We start from the raw sequence: 21,978 nt of genomic DNA, 5'->3' as shown, positions 1-21,978 counted from the left end.
AGAAAATAGTCCGTTCGTTTTTCTGCAGTAGATCTTTCGTAGTCAAGCCATTTACGGCAGCTTGGTAGAGACTCGCGGGCCATATTCCCGCGATTATACGAACATATTTACATGACGACTTTCGACATTTTTTACTTTATCAGCAATCACGTCGTGAGTCAACAGAAAAAACGAACAATATTTATATTTTCCTTGTAATTATTCGGTAATTTATTCCCACTCAATTGTCGCAGGCGGTTTTGAAGTAATATCGTACACTACTCGATTTACATGCTTTACTTCGTTTACGATTCGAGTTGATATTTTCTCAAGCACGTCATACGGGATACGAGCCCAGTCTGAAGTCATTCCATCAATGGAAGTCACAGCACGGATACCTACTGTATAGTCATACGTACGAGCATCTCCCATTACCCCTACACTGCGCATATCAGGAAGAGCCGTAAAGTACTGCCAAATCTCACGGTCCAAGCCGGCTTTTTTGATCTCGTCTCTAAGAATGGCATCGGATTCGCGGACAATCTCTAATTTTTCTTCTGTGACTTCACCAAGAACACGGATACCAAGGCCTGGCCCTGGGAATGGCTGACGCCATACGATTTCATCAGGCACCCCAAGCTCGGTTCCAAGCTTACGTACTTCATCCTTAAAGAGAGTGTTTAAAGGCTCAATTAAATCGAACTTCATGTCTTCAGGAAGGCCGCCCACATTGTGATGAGACTTAATTGTTTGAGCCGTATCCGTTCCACTTTCAATAATGTCAGTATAGAGAGTTCCTTGTGCTAAATAATCCATATCTGTCAGCTTGCCGGCCTCTTCTTCAAACAAGTAAATAAACTCATTACCAATGATTTTACGCTTTTCTTCCGGATCGGAAACCCCTTTTAGCTTAGAGAGAAAACGTTCCTGCGCGTCGATTTTAATCATATTCATATCAAAGTCACCGCTGAAGGTTTCCATTACACCTTCGGCTTCATCTTTACGAAGAAGACCATGATCAATAAACATACACGTAAGCTGATCGCCAATGGCTCTATGGATTAAAGCAGCTACAACTGAGGAGTCTACTCCACCGCTCAAGGCGCACAGTACTTTCTTATCGCCTACAAGTTCTCTGATCAGCTCAACCTGCTCGTCAACAAAATTGGCCATGGACCAATCGCCTTTGCACCCGCAGATTTCAAATGCAAAGTTTTTTAGCAGGTCGTCTCCAAATTGTGTATGTCTTACCTCTGGATGGTACTGAACGCCATAAAAATTCCGGCTTTCATCACTCATTCCCGCTACCGGGCAGGATGGATTGGTTGCATCAACCGTAAATCCTTCTGGAGGAGCTTTAATTAAATCACCATGACTCATCCATACAGATTGCTCTTCTGGAAGATCTTTGTAAAGAAGGGAGTTGTTTTCGACAGTAATAAGAGCTTTTCCATATTCCCGGTGAGAGGCTTCTTCTACTTTCCCGCCAAAATGGTGAGTCATAAGCTGCATGCCGTAGCAAATACCAAGGATAGGGATGCCAAGTTCAAAGATTTCCGCATCACAGCCTGGTGCTCCTTCCACGTAAGCACTATTTGGCCCGCCGGAGAAGATAATTCCAGTCGGCTTCATTTCCTTTACCTTTTCAGCAGATATAGAATTGGGATGAAGCTCACTGTAGACTCCCAAATCCCGAATCCTTCTTGTAATGAGCTGATTGTACTGACCGCCAAAATCTAACACAATGATTTTCTCATGGATGTTTTCCATTTTCTCTCCACCTTTATCTGTATTTCTTTGATATGAATAAGCTCTGTATAAACCGACATATGTTCTTATTATTCTCCACTATCCTAACGAAAAGTGAAGAAAAAGAAAAGTTTTCTTCGAAATTCAGGATACTATTTTCAAAAATAACTCCCCTAAATAGAAAGAAGCCAGAATTACCTAATAAAACAAAGGCAGATTCTAGCTTCTCATGCTTATTCTTCAGCTATTATATCTCTGCCTCCGTAGTCTGGTTATTTACGGTAACCAGGTAGAAACTCTGGGCCCTATCCCCAGGATATACGAAGGTGTATGACGTTGACTTCTCTGCATTAAAACACGAGTTATATTCTATCAACCGCTTTTATTGCGGTCAAGGCTCGATTCGCTTCACGAGGCCTGCCCAGACATCCTTTTCACTGCTCCAGTCTGCAGGGCCTGTGGTTTTATTTCCATAATAGATTTTTTCGTAATAGCTTGTCAGTAAGCTCATTTCCTTTGTCCCATAGGCCTCATCGACTCTGCCAGCAAATTCTCGGAGTGTTTCTCCGTTTTCCCTTTTCATCCCGTTAAACCCTAAAAGCCAGAGGAGGGATTCAAAGGCTTTCATGAAAGAGGCCGCCTCGCTTGTTTCAACCTTTTTATATCGAAGGAGAGTCACTTGTTTCATTACCAAATGCCTAAAAATAAACGCTGTTAAAGCTAAAACAGCCAGAAGTGCAAAGACCCACCAGGGAATACTCCCCTCTACGGAAGCCGCTCCTGCTTCCTCTTCTTCCTCTTCTTCTGCAGCTCCCTCTTCTTGTTCTTCCTCAACGTCTGCCTCAGATGGATCCGTTTGTTCTGCTTCCCAATCCTCATCCTGGAAGCCTGTTTCTTCAAAAATATAATCAAAGGAAGATGAAAATCCCCGAGTCGGTTCAAAAGGAACCCATCCTACATCCGGAAAATAAACTTCTACCCAGGAATGAGCGTTTGCATTTGTAATCTCGTAGAGAGAACCTTCTGCTGTATATTCTACTTCTTCTCCCCTCGTAAACCCTTTGACCCAGCGCGTCGGAATATCAACTGAACGAAGGAGGACAGCCATAGAGGTAGAGAAGTTGTCACAATAACCCTCTTGGGTTTCAAATAAAAATTGATCAACATAATCCTGTCCTTCTTCAGGCACAGCAATATCTTCTGTCTCATAAGTGAACTCTGAACTGTTTAAATAACTTTCTACTGCCCGGGCTTTGTCATATCGATTATCGTGCCCGGAAGTCAATTCTTCAGCTAAATCTGCCACCCGTTCTGGAAGCTCGTCTGGCAATTGTAAATAATAGTGTTCAATATCATCAGGATCACTTGAAGCATTCTCCCTCATTCTCTCGATAGGAAATTGAGGGTAAGAATAAGATACTTCATAGGGGGAAGATTCAAGATGTGATCCTTCTGAGTGGACTTCCGCCTGGCCTGTATGCCGGTCAACTGATGGAGTGACGTCAGCACCGGGAACGTTCACATCTCTAAGCTCCCCTGGATAGAATAGCAAGCCGTAGGATCTTCCTTCCGCAAATTCTATCGTTGTGTCCAGCTCCTCTACAGATATGCCTTCCTCATAGTGCATGCTTTGAGGAGCTCTTTCTTCTGGTGTATCAGCATCCCAGCCGTGACCTGTGTAGACATTCTTTGACTCTCCGCGCCAGTAGTGGCCTCTTTCTGCCCAGGCTCGAAAGACAGGGGACTCATCCATCTCAAAGCCTCCGCCCAACCTTTCATCATTATCTCCGTAGCCAATGCGCTGTGTTCCTTCTACCGTCTCTCCACTCCCTCCTGGGTTCACCCCAGATTGGTTTTGTAAAAACGGCATTGGATCCTCCCATTGAGGTTCCTCTTTAGGAGCAGCGATTCCCACGCTTCCTGCTACGAACAATAGAACCAAAGCCAGAGATGTCCACTTAACCCACAGGCTGGACTTTACCCTGCCAGGAAATTCCCCTGTCACACGGTCCCACTGGAGGACAGCAAGTAAAAGAAATCCTATGAAAAATACTCTTAATATACTAAACGTCCCGTCGTATGGAAGGAAGGTATCCATAACCGCAATATACGTTACTGTCACTACAAAAAAGAAAAAAATACGTCGGACGTAAATCACCCAGAAGTAAATCAAATAACTCATAATAGCCATTAGAATAAAAAAGAGAAGACTTCTGAACATTTCCGTTAGGAAAAACCATTCTCCACCTGCTATTAATGAAAGGTTCGCTCCTATATCAGAAAGGAAGAACTGCCACCAGGTACCACTCATAAATGTATACGGAAAAAATATAAGATGGAGCCCGTACATAATAATGATCCCCATTAAAGGGATGAGAGCCCACCAGGGAATTCTAAAAAAAGTCAGCATAAAAAAGAGCGCTGTTGCCCCTACATACAAAGAGATGAAACCTGTATCCGATACAGCAGGAAGAGGCATCAGCCACTCAGTTAACAGTAAAAAACCAAGCATATAAACAAAAAAGTGACGGGGTGTACGCAAGGATCCTACTAATCTCCTCATATTTTCCCACCTGTCCTTACCTAGCTAGCATCTATATTAAATTGATAATCTTTCACATGAAACACCTGTGCACCCTGAAGCTTTATATTATCCAGTATCTTTAATTCACCGCTCTTATCATCGAAGGACCGTGTATTTACAAAGATTACGATAACCTCTCTTCTCTGGTATAAAAGCTGCTGTATATGATCTTTTACTTTCTCATTTACATCAGTAACTACATATACAACTCCATCTTTCTTCTCGAGGCTGGGCGGGGAATGGAGCACGGATGAATGTAACTGGGGAGAGGCTTTGGAGAGCTCTTCAAAAACCTCTTTAAAATGAGCTTTACTGCTTGCCTTTTCCAGTTTCTCTTTATCAACCTGCATCAATAAGAAGCCCAATGGTATTCCTTTCTTTAAACAAAAGTCAGCTAATGAAGCTGAAAACTCTATGGCAAGTTCAAATGACGTATGGTCCTTTGTTTTTTGAAATGGATCGAAAAACAACGTGTAGCCTTTTCCCTCTTGAGCCTCAAATTCCTTTGTTACCAGCTTTCCAGCCCGGGCAGAAATTTTCCAGTCAATACTTGTCATTCTGTCCCCAGGTACGTAATCTCTGACCCCTGCTACGGATAAGGCTTCTTGTAAAACTTTTGTTGAAATAGCCTCAGTCTCAGCATCCTTCTCCATGTGAGTCTTCCAATTACGCAAAGGGTGAATAGAAGGATAAACGAGGAGTGTTGTCTTTTCTTCTGCTCTTCTTTGCCTTTTAAAGAAGCCGAACATGTCTCCTGCCTGAAGATCAATTGAAGAGAAAACATATTCACCTCGTTGTACACCCTTTACCTCATAGGAATAGGTGAACGTCTTTCCGATGGGGAAAAAAAAGACCATGCCTGCAGGTTTCCCAGTCCCCTGCAATCCTTCAGGCACATTGTCTTTAACGGCGAAATAAAGAAGGGGAAACGGAGCTTTTTTTGTAACAGTTAAGGTAACCTCACAAATTCCTTCGCTAGGAAGCGTCGTTGTCTCAATACTTCTCTTGACCTCTACCATCCTCCAGGGAAATAGAACAAATAGAAGATTTATCCCTACCAAAGAAACAGCACTGTAAAACAAAAACCAGCTTACAAATCCGCCTTGAAACATGGCATAGGCATATAAGCCAGCAAGAAGCAAAAGGAGGAAAAAGAATTTCATGGCCTTTACAGCCTGGCGGCCCTTTTCCTCCATTAGCGAACAGCTTCTTTCCTGGTGGCAGGCACCTTTAATTGTGAAAGAATGTCCCTTACGATATCTTCACCAGTCCGATTAGTCATTTGGAGATCTGACCGCAGGATCATACGGTGACTCAAAGTATAAGGAGCTAATTCCTTAACATCGTCTGGAATCACATATTCTCTTCCATTAATGTAAGCAAAAGCCTGGGCAGATTTCATTAATGCAATTGATCCTCGTGGGCTCACTCCAAGATAGACTTCTTTATGTTCTCTTGTTTCATTCACAAGTGAAATAATATAGTGTTTAACAACCTGATCCACGTAAACTTCTTTCACTTCATTCTGCATATCTATGATTTCTTCTATAGTTAACACTGGTTCAATTTCTTCAATGGGATGACCTTGTTCGATCCTGTTTAACACTTCCAGCTCTTCCTCATAGTCTGGATAACCCATTTTTAATTTGAATAAGAAGCGGTCAAGCTGTGCCTCAGGAAGTGGATAGGTGCCACCATATTCAATAGGGTTCTGAGTGGCCATAACAAAAAACAATTCCTGAAGCTTTCTCGTTTCTCCATCAACCGTTACACTGCTCTCTTCTAACGCTTCGAGTAAAGCGGCTTGAGTCTTAGGAGATGTTCGGTTGATTTCATCTGCCAGAACTACATTGCCCATTACCGGTCCCGGGCGATATTCAAAGCTCATAGACTTTTGGTTGTATACAGAAACCCCTGTAACATCCGATGGAAGAAGGTCAGGGGTAAATTGAATCCTCTTAAATTCAGAGCCTATTGAACGGGCAATGGCCCGAACCATCATTGTTTTCCCCACCCCAGGAACATCCTCTAGCAGTACATGTCCTTTAGCCAAAAGAGCGGTGAGACTTAATTCTATTTCTTTCCGCTTACCTACAACCACACGCTCTATATTCTCTATCACTGTCTGAAGTGCGGAACGATCTATTTTCACATCTATTCCTCCATTTTTCACTTTACCTGCGAGCACAACTGCTCCACCTTATCATAACATTCTACTCGTTTCTTTGGCTTCTTTTTTACATCCAAAAATTGATAGAATTAAAAAAAACTCTCTATTCAATTTCACCCTTGAAGCAGGTTCATAACCTGGAGGAACACTAGTCTACGGAACCGTTTTGGTAAGATTCAGGTAAGATAAACTCTGCTACCAGGTTCTAAGTTTTACTTGGTAGAGAAGCTGATATGGGATGAAAGCAGAACAACTTCAAAGAACGGTAAAAAAGTTCTATAGAAGAAAATATTCCTGAAAAAATATTTGAACATCCTACATTTCGACAGAATTTTTATTCGGCAGCATGTATGATGAGCTATGTGCTTTTGAACAGCTGAGTTTTTTTCAGATATGCCTAGACCAAAAGCAACTACTAGCTGGAGGAAAAGGAAATGAATGAAAGGAAATATTTATTACAGCTTTTGATCAAACTAAAAAGAAAAGAAATGCTCTATACAGCGAAACGTTTCGGTCTGACTCACACCAAAACAGTAACCTGTAGTCAAAAACTTGATGTTCTCTTAAATGAATATCAAGGAATAGACCAAACAAAAGAAAGCTTCAGACCTGTACTTAAAGATTACTAGAGCTTCTCTTATAGAAAGCTCTTATTTTTTTATGTAAAAAAAAGCCAATTCCATATAGAATTGACCTTTGCAGATAAAGTTTGGCCGCTATGCCGCTTAATAATAGAGTTCCAAACCACCACTTCAGAAAGTGGGTGTTTGCAGAAATATTTCCGTCTTCCTTCTTACTTTCATGAAGGCTTGACTTCCATACCTCAATGTAAAACTCCCTATTTTAGCTTAAAGGTTGAAACATATATTAGTCACGCACAAAGCAGCTTGTGAAAATATAATACACCACCTTCATGAGATAATCAATACCATTTTGAATGAAATTTAAAACCAAAATTGAAGCAGTATCAACGGCTTTTAACTCTTTTCTTATACAACCATTTTGTCTGATTTTTCTTCTTCTTCCCATGCTTCCGTATTTTCAATCCCTAGTTTAGAAGGAGAAAATACAGGATCAAGTCCTTCTCTACGCTGTTCTTCGTAATCCCTTAGAACCTTGAATGCAATGTTACCTAACAGTACAATCCCGACTAAATTGATAATTGTCATCAAGGCCATAAATACATCTGCTAAGTCCCAAACCAGTCCTAGACTGGCTGTGGAACCAAACATTACCAACGCCATAGTTAATAAACGGTAAATGTTCACAAATGCTTTGTTCTTTCTTATAAATTCAATATTTGTTTCACCATAGTAGTAACTTCCAATAATGGAGCTAAACGCAAAGGTAAATATCGCAAAAGCAACAAAGTAACTGGCCCAGCCGCCTATTTGAAGGCTCAGGGAATCTTGCAAAAGGCCAATCCCTTCGGCTCCTGTTCCAGCAAAGTCAGCATTAAGCAAGATAATAAAGGCAGTAGCTGAGCAGACAATCAGCGTATCAACAAATACACCTAAGGTTTGAATAAACCCTTGCTTAGCCGGGTGAGTAACGTTTGCTGTAGCAGCTGCGTTCGGGGCACTTCCCATCCCCGCTTCGTTGGAAAAAAGTCCCCGTCGGACACCCATCATAATTGCTGCGCCAATGCCTCCACCCAATGCCTGCTCAAGGCCGAAAGCACTGCGGACAATCAACCCAAGTACGGCTGGAATCTCACTAAAGTTCATAGCAACAACCACCATAGCAATGGCTACGTATACTACAGCCATGATTGGCACAATAATACTCGAGAACTTTGCAATTCGGTGGACACCGCCAAAGATAATAGCGGCTGTCAGAACTGTCATGACGATCCCCATCACAACAGGTGGGATACCAAACGCATTATCAAAAGCGCCTGCTATGGTATTACTTTGTACAGAGTTAAAGATAAGACCAAACGTAATAGCAATTAATATAGCAAACAAAATACCAAGCCAGCGCATATTTAACCCTTTCTGAATGTAGTACGCAGGCCCTCCGCGATAAGCATCCTTATCCCGAACTTTAAATACCTGGGCAAGAGTACTTTCAATGAAACCTGTTGCCCCGCCGACTAAAGCCACCAGCCACATCCAAAAAATCGCCCCGGGTCCTCCAAGCGTGATCGCCACCGCCACCCCGGCAAGGTTTCCTGTTCCAATTCTCGTTGCTGCTCCTATACAGAAAGACCGGAAGGAGCTGATACTCTTCAACCCTTCAACATCCCTTGTTTTGTCAAACAATACTCTAAACATTTCGCCAAGGTAGCAAAACTGCATAAAGCGGGTACGTACAGTGAACCAAACCCCAGCGCCAAGTAAGCCTGCAATCAGCACATACGTCCATAAAAGATCGTTTAACATATCAATTATTGTCTGCAAAACAAATCCCCTCTCTTTGTGGAATGTGTGAAAAGATACTTCATACTTTACATGGGTGTTGTAAATTTGTACCGTTTATTGTCAGACAATTTATCGGTTTTTTACAAATTTTACATTTCAGCTGTCCCTTTTCACCATAAAAAAATCCCTGAATCACAGGATTCAGGGATTTTTGTGTTTACTCTTTTCCTTTAGGGAGAAGGGTCCGATAGGGTACTGGTGAAGTTAAAACGACAGAGGTATTAATATTGCCATAAGGAATCAGCCGGTCAATCAGAATCCTCATACTGTCCATATCTGTTAACGCCGCTTTAAGAAAATAGCCTACGGTTCCGGTCACACGATGACATTCTATAATATCGGTTTCTTCCTTAATCATTTCCTCAAAATCCTTAGGAGTTATTTTGAGATCACTCACCTGAATAAAGACCATAACTCCTCGTCCAATTGCTGCTGGAGAAACCTTAGCCCCGTACCATTCTATGACACCGTTTTCTTCTAAACGATGCAGCCTTTCTGTCACACTCGGCCTGCTTAACGCTAAACGTTTTGAAAGGTCGCTGATCTTTATACGGCCATCCAATTGCAGAATTTCTAACAATTTAGTATCAATTTCATCCATATGGGACACCCACTTTCCATAATGAAGGATCTTAAAGTTATATTATATTAAATTGAAGGCTTTGGGAATGAAATACATTCTTTTTTGTATGTAATTTACCCAAAATATATTCTAACATTGATATATGAGAAAAAATCCAAGGAGGAGAACACAACACATGGTAAGAATAATAAATATTTTGTTTGGTTGTTTACTTACAAGTGTGGGCGTTGTTATTCTTAACCATGCTGAAATTGTGACCGGCGGTACTGCTGGACTTTCCTTAAACGTATCCTACCTTACCTCATTACAGTTTGCTTTGGTTTTCTTTTTAATTAATATTCCCTTTTATGTGTTTTCCGTTCTTCGAATGGGATGGCACTTTACCCTGTCTACAATCTTTGCAGTCACTGTTTTATCAGTAATGACTGGCAGCTCAGCTTTTATTCTCCCGGACTTTTCAATTGAACCCTTCGTAGGGGCAGTTGTAGGCGGAATGAGTATTGGGCTTGGTATTTCCATACTATTTATAAATGGCGCCTCTCTTGGCGGTGCTAACATTCTTGCTCTGTTCCTTCATAAGAAATTTAATTGGAACCCTGGAAAAGTAAATTTTCTTTTTGACTTCTTTGTAGTCCTGACTGGCATGTACGCAATAGGATTAGTAAGCGGATTCGCTTCTGTTTTATCAATCATCGTTACATCGTGTATTATCAGCTACTTTAAAACAAAAATTGCCGAGAAAAACGAAGCAGAAGAGAAAGCTAAGAGCTTTGGAGATAAATCAAAAGAGCTTTCTTACAATAATTGATCAGATCCCACGCCCCCTCTTGAATGGGGGCTTTTTTCATGTTACCTGTTTAGAAAACGTTGTGATTGGGAAAATACATGATAATGTGAAACCCCTCTTCTTCGGCTGGAAAACCAGCCGTTTTTTTATTTTATACCAATCAAGAACAGGAGGGAAAAAGAGTGAAGAATAAAGCTGATTTAGAAGCCATGTACAAAAGAAGCGACCTTACAGAAAAAGAAGTGACATCCTTTTTTAAAAGGCTGGAATGTGTGGATCGTACTTTTATGCATGGAACCTGGAAAGGAAGGGAACTGAAAACAAAACACCCTCTGAACGGCTTACTGGAAGCAGTTCCTTGGTACGGAAAACGATTTATTAACAATGAAGACGTTCATCCCCTCGTGTTTCAAAAGAAATCCGGCTTGCTCTACAACGTGAATCCCGGTCTGCTGCCTTTACAGCTCCCTCTAGATAAAATCCCTGAAAAAGTAATGAAGAAAGCTTTTCCTTTTTTCTCCCCTCTTCTTCACACAACAGAAAGCAAAGCAAGACTACGAATGGTTGAAAACCATGGGAAGCTGACAACTGCCATGATTTATGATCAGCACCCTATTCAGGACCTTTTTAAAAAAGTAGATGACAACGCCGTCGTGGGAATGATGGACTTTAAAAAAGAACAGAAGCCCTTCTTTTTTATTCTAGAGAGAGTTTCCTATTATTAAAAACGGGACCCACAGTGAGTCCCGTTTAGTTAGCCAGCTGGATAATGTTGTAAAATTGTTACCTTCTCCCATTTCTTTATTCCTGACCCTAGCATCACCGATCCTATCGTAAGCAGACAACTGTCTACATTCTCTATTTCATTCATCAACGCACCCCATCTGGTTACCTATACTCTTTACCATGCATGAAGAGAGAATTGGAGGTCTGCCTTCAAGTGGTCTTTCATTAGAATCTCAGCTTTGTCAGGATCTCTCTTTTTTATTGCATAGTACATCTCTTCATGTTCCTCAATGAGGTTTGGACGATTATGATAAACAACAGTTTTTCTAAATAAAAAGATTATTGATTGCATTCTCTCAATCGTATCAATTAATATTTGGTTTCTGCTCGATTGTACAATAAGATCATGGAAGCGCTTGTTGGCCGCCATTATCTCATCATTTATACCCTCTCTTGCAACTTTAATACAGTTATATAATTCATCCATTTCAGCAGGCGTCATAAAAGAAGCCGCACTTCTTGCCGCGTAGCTCTCAAGGAGTATCCTTACTTCAAACGTATTTATCAAATCTTTCTCAGTAGGATTAATCACTCGTTTTTTTTGAATCAACCCCTCTTCTTCAAGTTTCCGAATGGCCTCTCTTATCGGAGTGCGGCTGATACCCAGCTCCTTTGCAAGCATTACTTCAGTTAATTTCGTCCCTCGGGGAAATGATCCATTTAAAATTTGATCTCTGATATATACATAAGCAATTGACGAAGCAGATTGTTTTTTTTCCATATCATTCTAGCCACAAGATACCTACCTTGCGCTACCCTCCGATCTATAAAACTGGTTTCTATATTATACCGTTGAAAGTATAAAGTTAAAAGCTTCTTTTGTATACTATTATTTTCAAAATGTATACATTATCAATTAAATAGTATACAATATTACATATCCTTGAAAGCCTTATCATTTGAAAGGGGTAAGAACTATGAAATTAGGATTTATCGGATTAGGAATTATGGGTAAACCTATGACTGAAAACTTATTAAAAGCCGGTTACCAAGTGACTGTTTTTGATATAAACCGGGATGCAGTAGATTATCTACAAAATAAAGGAGCACTACCTGCTAATAATCCAGGAGACGTGGCAGCTAAAAGTGATGTTATTTTTACTATGCTGCCCAACTCCACTCATGTCGAAGAAGTAGTTACCGGAACCGACGGATTAATTCATAGGCTTCATTCTGATCATATTGTAGTTGACTTAAGCTCAATTTCTCCTGTCATGTCTCGTAAATTGCATGCACGACTTCAGGAAATAGAGGCCCAATTTATTGATGCACCCGTAAGCGGCGGAGAACCAAAAGCCATTGACGGAACACTCTCAATCATGGCCGGTGGAGAAGAAGCTGCATTCAATAAAGTTAAGCCTATCTTAGATAGAGTTGCTGGCAGTGTCATTTTAGTAGGCGAAACCGGTGCCGGGACGACAACAAAGCTGGCTAATCAAATTATTGTAAACGCAAACATCGCAGCGATGTCTGAGGCTGTAAATTTAGCATCAGAAGCTGGAATAGATATTGAGAAGATGTTTCAAGCAGTTCGAGGCGGGCTAGCAGGAAGTGCAGTATTAGAAGCTAAGATCCCATTAATACTAGAGGAAAATTTTAAAGCTGGTGGCCGCATTGATATTAACGCCAAAGACCTCACTAACGTAGTTGAAACGGGAGAAACACTAAATGTTCCCCTGCCTGTTACGAATCAAGTATTAGATATGTTTAAAGAATTAGTAAATGATGGCAAAGCAGAATTAGACCATGCCGGTCTCCTAAAATATTACGAAAAGCACACCCCTTTACAGAAAGGATAATTCAAATGTCTTCAAAACTAGATGCAACACAAACACTAAAAGCATTACCCCAACAGCTAAGCAAATCAATTCAACAAGAATGGGAGGAACTTTACCGGCAGTTCAAACATAAAATTATCGTACTGGATGATGATCCCACTGGGGTACAGACGGTGCACGGAGTCTCTGTTTATACCAACTGGGATCTAACGTCAATAGAGAATGGTTTCAATGAAGAAAACCAAATGTTTTTTATTTTAACTAACTCCCGTTCATTTCCTGTGAAAGAAACAGAAGATGTACATCAAACGATAGCAAAAAGAATTAATCATGTATCTCAAAAACTAGGTATTCCGTTTCTTATTATAAGTCGCGGTGATTCGACTATGAGAGGTCACTATCCTTTAGAGACGGAAACCTTGAGACAATCCTTGGAAGCATGTTCAAAAGACACTGCCTTTGATGGTGAAATTATTATACCCTTTTTTGAACAAGGCGGACGCTGGACAATCGATAACGTTCACTATGTAAAGCAGGAAAACACCTTGATACCTGTTGGTGAAACGGAATTTGCCAAGGACCCTTCTTTCGGCTTCTCATCAAGCGATTTAACAGAATATATTGAAGAAAAAACAGATGGATTATTCAGCAAAGAAGAAGCTATTTCGATTGACCTGCCGCTCATACGAAGCGGTAACACAGAAGCAGTTAAAGAAAAGTTAATGGAAGCGACTTCTTTTCAAAAAATAATAGTGAATGCAGTTAATGAGGAAGACATTCGAGTTTTCAGCATTGGCTTGCTAAAAGCTCTTTTTAAACAAAAACAGTTTTTATTCAGAACAGGAGCTACTTTCACAAAAATCATCGGGAACATCTCTTCGAGACCTCTTTTGAGCAGCCAAGAGCTTAGAGACAGTTCTTCAAAAAACGGGGGATTAGTGGTTGTTGGTTCTCATGTTAGGAAGACAACCGAACAGCTTGAGCAAGTAAAACAGCTAACAAGCCTTGCATTTATTGAGTTCGACTGCCACTTAGTTTTTAATAGAGAGGCATTTTCGGAAGAACAAAACAGAATTAGGAATGAAGCAGAGAAAGCGGTAGAACAAGGCCAAACCGCTGTAATTTATACAAGAAGAGAACTTGTTAATCTTGAACATTCTTCTGCAGATGAAAAACTTGCCGTTTCCGTAAAAATTGCAGATGCCCTCACTGATGTAGTAAAGTCATTTGCTGTTCGCCCTTCCTTTATCATTGCTAAGGGTGGAATCACATCCAGTGATATCGGTACAAATGGGTTAGGAGTTACAAAAGCGATTGTAGCCGGTCAAATTTCTCCTGGGGTGCCAGTATGGACAACCGATGCGGGAAGTAAATTTCCTGGCCTGCCATATATTATTTTCCCAGGAAATGTCGGTACAAAGGACACGTTGAAAAATATTATTGAGCACTTGGATACCAATGATAAAAACAGACAGTAAGTGATCCAAATCCTATGAGTGAAGTGGAAGACCAATAACTACAGTAGGCCCCTTTTCTACTACATGGCATTAAAACAAAATCTTAACACTATCAAAGGCGCAGTCAGAAGTTGAAGCTATGCTCTGGTGTTTTACTGGGGCTATCTAGAGGGCATAGGTATTATAGGGGATATTGGTTTGGACGCAGGCATAACCCTTGGGCGATTTTGGATTTTGGGTTATGGACATTAATTAATGTATCTCTTACTGGTAATAGGCTTAAAAAAAAGGAATTACGAGAAGCTATTCAGCAAGTTGTTAAATCCTGCAAAAGATAAAGCATTCTAATAGTCCTTTTAATAGTCTTTATAGACCTCTATTCTCCTAGGGGTCTTTCCTTATACCTAAAATACTCCATCCATGCGAAGGATGACTAATCAACTCAGTGGCATGTAAATTTGTAAGGTTTTTTAAGAGGGTGGTACTTTGCTTTACTAACGTTTCACTGTACATATGGAAATGTCATTATCTCCGATCCCTTACCAAAGAAAGTAAAGAAAAATACTTCTTAGATGAGAAAATTAGTATTCGCCTAATGATGATATGGGCACACATTTTCACAATGGTTTCAATGTCTTTAATGGAAAATAAAAGCTTCCCACAAGTTCAGTGAACTCATGAGAAGCTTAAAATAAAATCTTCCTCAATGTGACCAAAATGTGACCATACGCCTCATTTTGACCTCTCTTAGCAAGAGACTCCCTTGTTACATAAGGGAATGGAGAGCGACATTACATCATTCCGCCCATTCCGCCCATTCCGCCCATGTCAGGCATTCCGCCGCCGCCGGCGCCTTCTTCTTCAGGCTTGTCGGCAATAACAGCTTCTGTAGTTAGGAACATTGCTGATACGGAAGCTGCATGTTGAAGTGCAGAACGAGTAACCTTGGTTGGGTCAACGATACCAGCGTCAATCATGTTTACCCACTCGCCAGTAGCTGCGTTAAATCCAACGCCGACTTTTTCGTTTTTCATGCGCTCAACAATGACAGATCCTTCAAGACCAGCATTTTGAGAGATTTGACGAAGCGGCTCTTCAAGAGCGCGAAGCACGATGTTGATACCTGTAGCCTCATCGCCTTCTGCATCAATAGCTGCTACTGCTTTATAAACGTTCATAAGAGCTGTACCACCACCGGATACAATCCCTTCTTCTACTGCAGCACGAGTAGAGTTCAAGGCATCCTCGATGCGAAGCTTACGCTCTTTCATTTCAGTTTCGGAAGCTGCACCAACTTTAACTACGGCTACGCCGCCTGCTAGCTTTGCAAGACGCTCTTGCAGCTTTTCACGGTCAAAGTCAGAAGTAGTTTCTTCGATTTGAGCCTTCAATTGATTCACGCGAGCAGAGATTTCACTTGGGTCTCCTGCACCTTCAACGATGGTTGTGTCGTCTTTTGTGATAACGACTCTTCCAGCGCGTCCAAGCTGAGAAATATCAGCAGATTTAAGGTCAAGGCCAAGGTCCTCAGTGATAACTTCTCCGCCAGTAAGCGCAGCAAGGTCTTCAAGCATTGCTTTACGACGGTCACCAAAGCCAGGTGCTTTAACTGCTACAGCGTTAAATGTACCGCGCAGTTTGTTCACAACAAGTGTAGCAAGAGCTTCGCCTTCTACGTCTTCAGCAACGATAAGGATTGGCTTGTTTTGCTGAACCACTTGCTCAAGTACTGGAAGAACCTCTTGAATGTTAGAGATCTTCTTGTCAGTGATAAGAATGTAAGGGTTATCCAGCTCAGCAACCATTTTGTCTGAGTCAGTAACCATATAAGGAGAAGCGTATCCACGGTCGAACTGCATACCTTCTACTACTTCAAGCTCTGTAGAGAAACCTTTGGATTCTTCTACTGTGATCACTCCATCGTTTCCTACGCGCTCCATTGCTTCAGCAATGATTTGGCCGACTTCTTCGTCAGCTGCAGAAATTGAAGCTACTTGTGCAATAGACTCGCGGCTTTCAATTGGCTTGGAAACTTTCGCAAGCTCAGCTACAGCAAGCTCAGTTGCTTTTTCAATCCCTTTGCGGATTCCCATTGGGTTCGCACCGGAAGTAACGTTTTTCAGTCCTTCTTGAATCATTGCTTGCGCAAGTACGGTTGCAGTTGTCGTACCGTCACCGGCAATGTCGTTTGTTTTGCTGGCTACTTCAGCAACAAGCTGTGCACCCATGTTTTCAAACGCATCTTCAAGTTCTACTTCTTTAGCGATCGTGACACCATCGTTAGTGATAAGGGGAGAACCAAATTTCTTTTCAAGTACTACGTTACGTCCTTTTGGTCCTAGAGTAACTTTTACAGCATTCGCAAGTTCATCTACACCACGAAGCATCGCACGACGAGCATCTTCACGGAACTTAATGTCTTTTGCCATAATAAAGACCTCCTATTAGTAAATTATGTAGGGTAAGCAGTGTTCAAGTCTTACCCAATAACAGCCAATACGTCACTTTCACGAAGGATAAGGTATTCTTTACCTTCATACTTCACTTCAGTCCCAGCGTACTTAGAGAAAATAACAGAGTTGCCTTCACTTACTTCCAGCTCTACTCTTTCACCATTCTCTGTTACACGGCCGCTTCCTACAGCTACAACTTTTCCTTCTTGCGGCTTTTCTTTTGCAGAATCAGGAAGTACGATTCCGCTGGCTGTTTTTTCTTCAGACTCGATTTGTTCAATGATAATGCGGTCACCAAGAGGCTTTAACAAGATAAACACCCTCCTTTAATATTTGTTGCATGAAGGCTGGAAGCCATCACGCATCCCTAACATTTTTAATTATTAGCACTCTGGTTTGTCGAGTGCTAATTCCAATTATAATAATAATCACTTGTAAGTTTTTTTGCAAGTACTGAAACTAATTTTTTCACAAATTTCCCTTAAACGTATTATTCATGGTAAAAAAACACACCCCTATATTATTCCTCAAATACATACCGTTAAACCTTTAAATGTACTCAAAAATCTTTAGACATTTTCCTCGTCTCCATGACACGGTTAGTTATAAGGTGCTCATTTCTCAAATGCTTTTCTCCCTTTTACGTAGGTTGCTTCTACTTCAAACTCATCATTTAAAACGGTAAAATCAGCATCTTTTCCTTCTTTTATACTGCCTTTGTAACTGTCTGCCCCTGCCTGCTTAGCAGGGTTGAGTGATGCCATTTGAATGGCTTCCTCGAAGCTGCATCCGCTGAATTCAATCATATTTTGTATGGCTTCATTCATGGGAAGGATACTACCAGCCAGAGTCCCGTCCTCCAGTCTTGCTTCCTTTCCCACGTATACCTCTTGCCCGCCTAGCTCATAAATCCCCTTATTCATCCCTTTTGCACGGATGGCATCAGTAATTAAAATAAGCTTATCAGCTTTTTTGACCTGGTAAATAAGTCGAAGCATATAAGGATCAATATGGACACCGTCAGCAATGATTTCAGCGGAAACGTCGGGATCCAACAGAACAGCACCGGCAGCCCCTATGTCTCTGTGATGAATCCCTCTCATTCCATTAAACAAATGGGTCGCATGGCTGATCCCTTTCCCAAAAGAACGTAACGCTTCTTCCCCGGTTGCATTGGAATGGCCGATAGATGCAATCACTCCATTCTTAAATAAGTGGTTTGTAAGCTCCTCCCCCTTCTCTTCCTCAGGTGCTAATGTGACAATGCTGATTTTTCCGCCAGCTGCTCCTTGAAATTCTTCAAATAATTCTATACTAGGAAGAACAATTTCCTGAGTAGGCTGAGCTCCTGCTTTTTTTCGAGAAATAAAGGGTCCCTCTAAATGAACACCCAACAGCTCTGCTCCTCCGGCAGCTGTTCCAGAGGAAAGGTTTATTTGTTGTAATGCTGAGAGGACCTTTTCCTTTCCTTGGGTCATGGTGGCCGCCAGAAATGAAGTAGTCCCTTCTGCAGGCAAGTTTTCCTGGATCGTTCGTATGGCCTCCTCCGTCCCGTCCATGAAATCCGAGCCGGCTGCACCGTGAATATGAAGATCGATAAAACCAGGAACCACTTTTACCGTCTTCTGAAAATGGAGAAGCTCTATGTCTTCCTTAGTAGAGAGGTGCTCCGTATTCCTGACTATTTCACTAATTCTTCCGTCTCTTATTATTAAAAGAGGGTTCTTAACCTTCTCTTCTTCTGCATATAAAACAGCATTTTGAAATAAGATGTTCTTGTTCATATTTTTCTCTCCCCTCTTTTTAGCCATTGCTGATGATTTAGTGACGAACGGGCCGTTTTACTCCTTTTATAAGAGCCATTATGATACAATATTCACTGTATTCATCGAGAAACATCATTTGTATGAAGGGATGACACAAATTTGAATAAACGCTACTGGTGGATTGTTATTACTTATATCCTCATTCATTTGTCAGGTATTATTGGTATCCCTCTTTTAATGGGATTAGGGTTTACAGATATAAACCAAATGGTCGCATGGTGGACGATCATCAGCTTTGTCATCGGGTTACTCATTATTTTATTGCTTCTTCTGCCAGAAAGAGGCTCCTCGCCACACCCTAATATGAGAGTAACAAGTAAAGGACATGCGACAAAATGGGCTATTATTGGTGTGTTTCTCGCCTTTATCGCTCAATATATAGCCATTTTAATTGAAACATACGCTTTGGGAATTGACCCGGGTTCAGAAAACACGCAAGAAATTCTTGAGATCGTTCGGATGATGCCTTTCTTTGCCATTATTGTTGCTTTGATTGGTCCGATCCTTGAAGAAATTGTTTTTCGAAAAGTCATTTTTGGGGCACTCTATAAGCGAATGAATTTCTTTTTCTCTGCTTTAATAAGCGCGCTTATTTTCGCTGTTGTACATCTGGACTTTGAACACCTTCTTGTTTATATGGCTGTTGGGTTTGTATTTTCTTACCTTTATGTAAAAACAGGAAGGATTATCGTTCCTATCTTAGCCCACGTCGCAATGAATGCTTATGCGGTGCTGATGCAGGTAGTGCTTGGAGACAGGCTTGAAGATATGCAAAGGCAGTTAGAGCAGATGCAAGGATTTATTGGAGGCTTATTTTTATGAGATTTTCCCCAAGATTTATGGGAACTATGTATATAGTGATTGGCATTATGTTTATCGTGTTAGCTGTGCAAAATGTCCGGGAAAATTCCTGGAATGTGTGGACATGGTTTTTTGCCGCTATTGCGGCAGTAGATATATTAGTGGGACTTCGTTTCTTCGGATTAAAACGTGCCGATAGCAAGGAATGATACAAAAAGCATAGCTCTGTACAGAGCTATGCTTTTTTTCTTTCTTCTTCTTTTTCTATTTCCATTTCTGCCTCTTTTGACTTCTTCCCAAGCATAAAAGCTGCCGGCACCGTCAAAAGAGTAAGGATGCCAATAATCAAAAACCCTTCATTAATCGCCTGCAGGCTTGCTTCTTCAATGGAAAAGCCATTTTCAGCAAAAAGCTGGGATCTCCTCACTTCAAAATAAATGGAGACAAAGACAATTCCGAGGGCATTGCTCATTTGTCTGAATACATTGTTCATCGCCGATCCCCTTGAAACAACCTTTTCCGGAATAGCGTTCATCCCGGCTGTGGTCGCAGGAATACTGGAAAAGCCCATTCCCACCCCTCTTACAGCCATCCAAAAGAAAATCCAGAACAAAGCTGTTTCCATAGACATAAATGCAAGGGCGATCGTACCGCCGCCAAGAATAAGGACTCCGGAAGTAACAATCCCCGTCGCTCCCCTGCGATCAAGTATTCTTCCCCCAATACTCATGAAGATTCCACTCAGCAGAGCTGCCGGTAAAAAGACTAAACCAGTGATGATCGCACTTAAACCATATACCTGCTGGATCAGTAAAGGAATTAAAAATATTCCTGCAAACAGACCAACGCTTGTAACCCCTGTAACCCAGATGCTGAGGGAATATGCTTTAATACGCAAAATAGACAGGTCAAGAAGTGGAAATTCCGCCCTTTTCTCCACCCTGACGAAAAAATAAATAGAAACCAGGCCCAGAAGAATCAAGGTCACGTTTAACGGATCCTGCAAATGTTCAAGAGAAGAGGTGTTTCCTAACGCAAACAAAATAGCTCCCACACCGAGAGTAACAAAAAGAAATCCCCAGCGGTCAAAGCGAATACCAGGATTAGTCGGCACTTCTTTTAAGTACATAGTTGCTACCACTAAGGCAAGCAAACCAAAGGGAACGTTGACTAAAAAGAGAAAATGCCAGGTTGCCATTTCAACAATTACTCCACCCAGAGTAGGACCTATCGTTGGCGCCATCATTGCAGCTACGCCCCATACTCCTGTAGCCATTCCTCTCTCTTTACGAGGAAATGCCTCAAAGATTAAAGCCATGGACAAGGGCATCATAATTCCGCCGGCAATACCTTGAATAGCACGAAAGAAAATAAGAACCTCCAGGGTCCACGAAAAGCTGCCCAGCAAAGAACCTAGAACAAATAACGAAAGCCCCATTAGATATACTTTTTTCTTCCCGAATTTATCTCCTAAATAGCCAGTAACCGGCATGGTCATTCCCATAGAAACCATAAAGATCGTAATGATCCACCCTGCAGCTACTGCATCTACTTCAAATACTTCCATGAAAAGAGGAATGGCAGGATTCAGCATGCTGTTATTTAAAATCATCGTAAACGTTCCAAACAGCAAGGATACAACAACCATCCATTTTCCAGATAATCTGTTCATAACTATTCCACCGCTTCGCTTCCCTAAATATCAATATTACTATACCACAGTTTCCACCATGTAAGCCTCGAACTTTCTCTCATCCACCATAACCCTGGCAGGTACACTCAATAAAAAAACCACACTCTATACGAGTGTGGTTTCTTATTTTGCTTGTCTTTCTTCATCCTCTTTTGCCCACTGCTCCATTTTTTCCTGTTCTGCTTTCAAGACTTTCTTATAAGAAATTCTGGAAATAATAATGCTTATTTCATAAAGCAAAAACAGCGGCAGTGTCACCATGACGTGTGACAGCAGCTCCGGTGGAGTAATAAAGCCTGCAATGACCAACAGGACAAAGTAAGCAATTTTCCTTATCTTTCTTAGGTAAGCTGGAGTAACAATCCCAAGCCTTGTTAAAAACATGACCACGACTGGCAGCTGAAACAAAAAACCAAATGGGATCGTCAGCTTAAACAAGAAAGTGAAATATTCATTGATCCCATATTGCTCAGTAATATTCAACGTAGTAGCTAGCCTGCTTACAAAATCTATGACAAAAGGAAACAAAATAAAGTAAGCAAATGCAAGTCCACCAAAAAACAATAAGGTTGAAATTGGTATATAAGAAAGTGTGGCTTTACGCTCTTTTTCTAATAAACCTGGACTGACAAACGCCCATAATTGGTATAAGAGAAATGGAAATATTAGGATGAGTCCTGTTAAGAATGCAAAGTTTACGTAAACCATAATCGGATCCGTCAGCTTAAAAGCATTCATTGGAAAATCTTGGGCCTGAGGGGTGCTCTGCAAATACCCGATTAACACCGGAGCTAGAACAAATCCTCCAATCATCGCCACGAGTAGCAAAACCACAATCATGATCACACGTTTGCGAAGCTCTCCAATGTGATCATAAATGGACATATCGTTCTGTGACATTACTTTCCC

General features: G+C 41.2%; 19 protein-coding genes, 1 other RNA gene and 2 riboswitches. Of the genes, 7 read left to right on the top strand and 13 right to left on the bottom strand.

Features of this window, described 5'->3' with window-relative positions:
* Positions 1-19 precede the first annotated feature (19 nt).
* Positions 20-121: riboswitch (purine riboswitch) on the bottom strand.
* An 89-nt stretch (positions 122-210) separates the two neighbouring features.
* From guaA to ACFPU1_RS13865, 4 genes are all read right to left on the bottom strand, one after another.
* Positions 211-1,749 carry a glutamine-hydrolyzing GMP synthase gene (guaA, locus tag ACFPU1_RS13880; protein ID WP_385942218.1) on the bottom strand — a complete coding sequence of 513 codons (1,539 nt, stop codon included), beginning with the start codon at positions 1,747-1,749 and terminating at the stop codon, positions 211-213.
* 223 nt (positions 1,750-1,972) lie between these two features.
* Positions 1,973-2,072, bottom strand: a riboswitch (purine riboswitch).
* A 47-nt stretch (positions 2,073-2,119) separates the two neighbouring features.
* On the bottom strand, positions 2,120-4,291 hold the full coding sequence (locus ACFPU1_RS13875; RefSeq protein ID WP_385942215.1) for a transglutaminase TgpA family protein: 2,172 nt from the start codon (positions 4,289-4,291) through the stop codon (positions 2,120-2,122).
* 20 nt (positions 4,292-4,311) lie between these two features.
* Positions 4,312-5,508: a DUF58 domain-containing protein gene (locus ACFPU1_RS13870; protein ID WP_385942212.1), complete on the bottom strand. Its 1,197-nt coding sequence runs from the start codon at positions 5,506-5,508 to the stop codon at positions 4,312-4,314.
* Entirely contained in the window at positions 5,508-6,500 is a 993-nt protein-coding gene (locus ACFPU1_RS13865) for an AAA family ATPase (protein WP_374701218.1), read from the bottom strand. The genes ACFPU1_RS13870 and ACFPU1_RS13865 overlap by 1 nt, the downstream gene beginning before the upstream one ends.
* A 416-nt stretch (positions 6,501-6,916) precedes the next feature.
* Here ACFPU1_RS13865 and ACFPU1_RS13860 point away from each other — a divergent pair, with 416 nt between their 5' ends.
* Positions 6,917-7,111 (top strand): aspartyl-phosphate phosphatase Spo0E family protein, encoded by a 195-nt coding sequence (locus tag ACFPU1_RS13860; protein WP_054635917.1) that lies wholly within the window; start codon positions 6,917-6,919, stop codon positions 7,109-7,111.
* Positions 7,112-7,188: 77 nt separating this feature from the next.
* Here ACFPU1_RS13860 and ssrS read toward each other — a convergent pair.
* The 3 genes from ssrS to ACFPU1_RS13845 all read right to left on the bottom strand — a co-directional run bounded on the left by ssrS (position 7,189) and on the right by ACFPU1_RS13845 (position 9,506).
* Positions 7,189-7,374: non-coding RNA, 6S RNA (ssrS, locus tag ACFPU1_RS13855), on the bottom strand.
* A 97-nt stretch (positions 7,375-7,471) separates the two neighbouring features.
* The gene (locus ACFPU1_RS13850) at positions 7,472-8,866 is read right to left on the bottom strand and encodes an alanine/glycine:cation symporter family protein (protein WP_385942412.1); all 1,395 of its coding nucleotides are present in this window, start codon (positions 8,864-8,866) and stop codon (positions 7,472-7,474) included.
* A gap of 196 nt (positions 8,867-9,062) precedes the next feature.
* A complete protein-coding gene (locus ACFPU1_RS13845; protein WP_385942208.1) occupies positions 9,063-9,506 on the bottom strand; it encodes an Lrp/AsnC family transcriptional regulator in 444 nt (147 codons plus the stop codon).
* 157 nt (positions 9,507-9,663) lie between these two features.
* Between ACFPU1_RS13845 and ACFPU1_RS13840 the strand changes: the two genes are divergently transcribed.
* Positions 9,664-10,296: a YitT family protein gene (locus ACFPU1_RS13840; protein WP_385942205.1), complete on the top strand. Its 633-nt coding sequence runs from the start codon at positions 9,664-9,666 to the stop codon at positions 10,294-10,296.
* Positions 10,297-10,457: 161 nt separating this feature from the next.
* Positions 10,458-11,000 (top strand): DUF4334 domain-containing protein, encoded by a 543-nt coding sequence (locus tag ACFPU1_RS13835; protein WP_385942202.1) that lies wholly within the window; start codon positions 10,458-10,460, stop codon positions 10,998-11,000.
* 176 nt (positions 11,001-11,176) lie between these two features.
* Here the strand turns inward: ACFPU1_RS13835 and ACFPU1_RS13830 are convergent, their stop codons facing one another.
* Positions 11,177-11,782, bottom strand: a complete 606-nt coding sequence (locus tag ACFPU1_RS13830; RefSeq protein ID WP_385942199.1) for a GntR family transcriptional regulator — start codon at positions 11,780-11,782, stop codon at positions 11,177-11,179.
* A gap of 178 nt (positions 11,783-11,960) precedes the next feature.
* Between ACFPU1_RS13830 and garR the strand changes: the two genes are divergently transcribed.
* Together garR and ACFPU1_RS13820 are read left to right on the top strand one after the other, a co-directional pair.
* A complete protein-coding gene (gene garR, locus ACFPU1_RS13825) occupies positions 11,961-12,860 on the top strand; it encodes a 2-hydroxy-3-oxopropionate reductase (RefSeq protein WP_385942196.1) in 900 nt (299 codons plus the stop codon).
* 5 nt (positions 12,861-12,865) lie between these two features.
* The gene (locus ACFPU1_RS13820; protein WP_385942193.1) at positions 12,866-14,317 is read left to right on the top strand and encodes a four-carbon acid sugar kinase family protein; all 1,452 of its coding nucleotides are present in this window, start codon (positions 12,866-12,868) and stop codon (positions 14,315-14,317) included.
* Positions 14,318-15,087: 770 nt separating this feature from the next.
* On the opposite strand, the gene groL is transcribed toward ACFPU1_RS13820, so the two are convergent.
* The 3 genes from groL to nagA form a co-directional block, all read right to left on the bottom strand.
* Positions 15,088-16,725, bottom strand: a complete 1,638-nt coding sequence (gene groL, locus ACFPU1_RS13815) for a chaperonin GroEL (protein ID WP_054635912.1) — start codon at positions 16,723-16,725, stop codon at positions 15,088-15,090.
* Between the two features lie 50 nt (positions 16,726-16,775).
* Entirely contained in the window at positions 16,776-17,060 is a 285-nt protein-coding gene (gene groES, locus ACFPU1_RS13810; RefSeq protein ID WP_385942189.1) for a co-chaperone GroES, read from the bottom strand.
* A gap of 303 nt (positions 17,061-17,363) precedes the next feature.
* Complete coding sequence (nagA, locus tag ACFPU1_RS13805) at positions 17,364-18,533, bottom strand: N-acetylglucosamine-6-phosphate deacetylase (RefSeq protein ID WP_385942186.1); 1,170 nt, start codon at positions 18,531-18,533, stop codon at positions 17,364-17,366.
* 141 nt (positions 18,534-18,674) lie between these two features.
* Between nagA and ACFPU1_RS13800 the strand changes: the two genes are divergently transcribed.
* Together ACFPU1_RS13800 and ACFPU1_RS13795 are read left to right on the top strand one after the other, a co-directional pair.
* The gene (locus ACFPU1_RS13800) at positions 18,675-19,397 is read left to right on the top strand and encodes a CPBP family intramembrane glutamic endopeptidase (RefSeq protein WP_054635910.1); all 723 of its coding nucleotides are present in this window, start codon (positions 18,675-18,677) and stop codon (positions 19,395-19,397) included.
* Positions 19,394-19,585 carry a YdiK family protein gene (locus tag ACFPU1_RS13795; protein ID WP_054635909.1) on the top strand — a complete coding sequence of 64 codons (192 nt, stop codon included), beginning with the start codon at positions 19,394-19,396 and terminating at the stop codon, positions 19,583-19,585. The genes ACFPU1_RS13800 and ACFPU1_RS13795 overlap by 4 nt, the downstream gene beginning before the upstream one ends.
* Before the next feature lie 26 nt (positions 19,586-19,611).
* Here ACFPU1_RS13795 and ACFPU1_RS13790 read toward each other — a convergent pair whose 3' ends face one another.
* Both ACFPU1_RS13790 and tatC read right to left on the bottom strand, forming a co-directional pair.
* The gene (locus ACFPU1_RS13790; protein ID WP_385942180.1) at positions 19,612-21,048 is read right to left on the bottom strand and encodes an MDR family MFS transporter; all 1,437 of its coding nucleotides are present in this window, start codon (positions 21,046-21,048) and stop codon (positions 19,612-19,614) included.
* 144 nt (positions 21,049-21,192) lie between these two features.
* On the bottom strand, positions 21,193-21,969 hold the full coding sequence (tatC, locus tag ACFPU1_RS13785; RefSeq protein WP_100397767.1) for a twin-arginine translocase subunit TatC: 777 nt from the start codon (positions 21,967-21,969) through the stop codon (positions 21,193-21,195).
* Positions 21,970-21,978: the final 9 nt, after the last annotated feature.

Origin of the sequence: Thalassorhabdus alkalitolerans (genome assembly GCF_042656525.1) — a bacterium.
GTDB classification, from domain to species: Bacteria; Bacillota; Bacilli; order Bacillales; family Marinococcaceae; genus Thalassorhabdus; species Thalassorhabdus alkalitolerans.
This window is presented reverse-complemented; position numbering and strand designations above follow the sequence as displayed.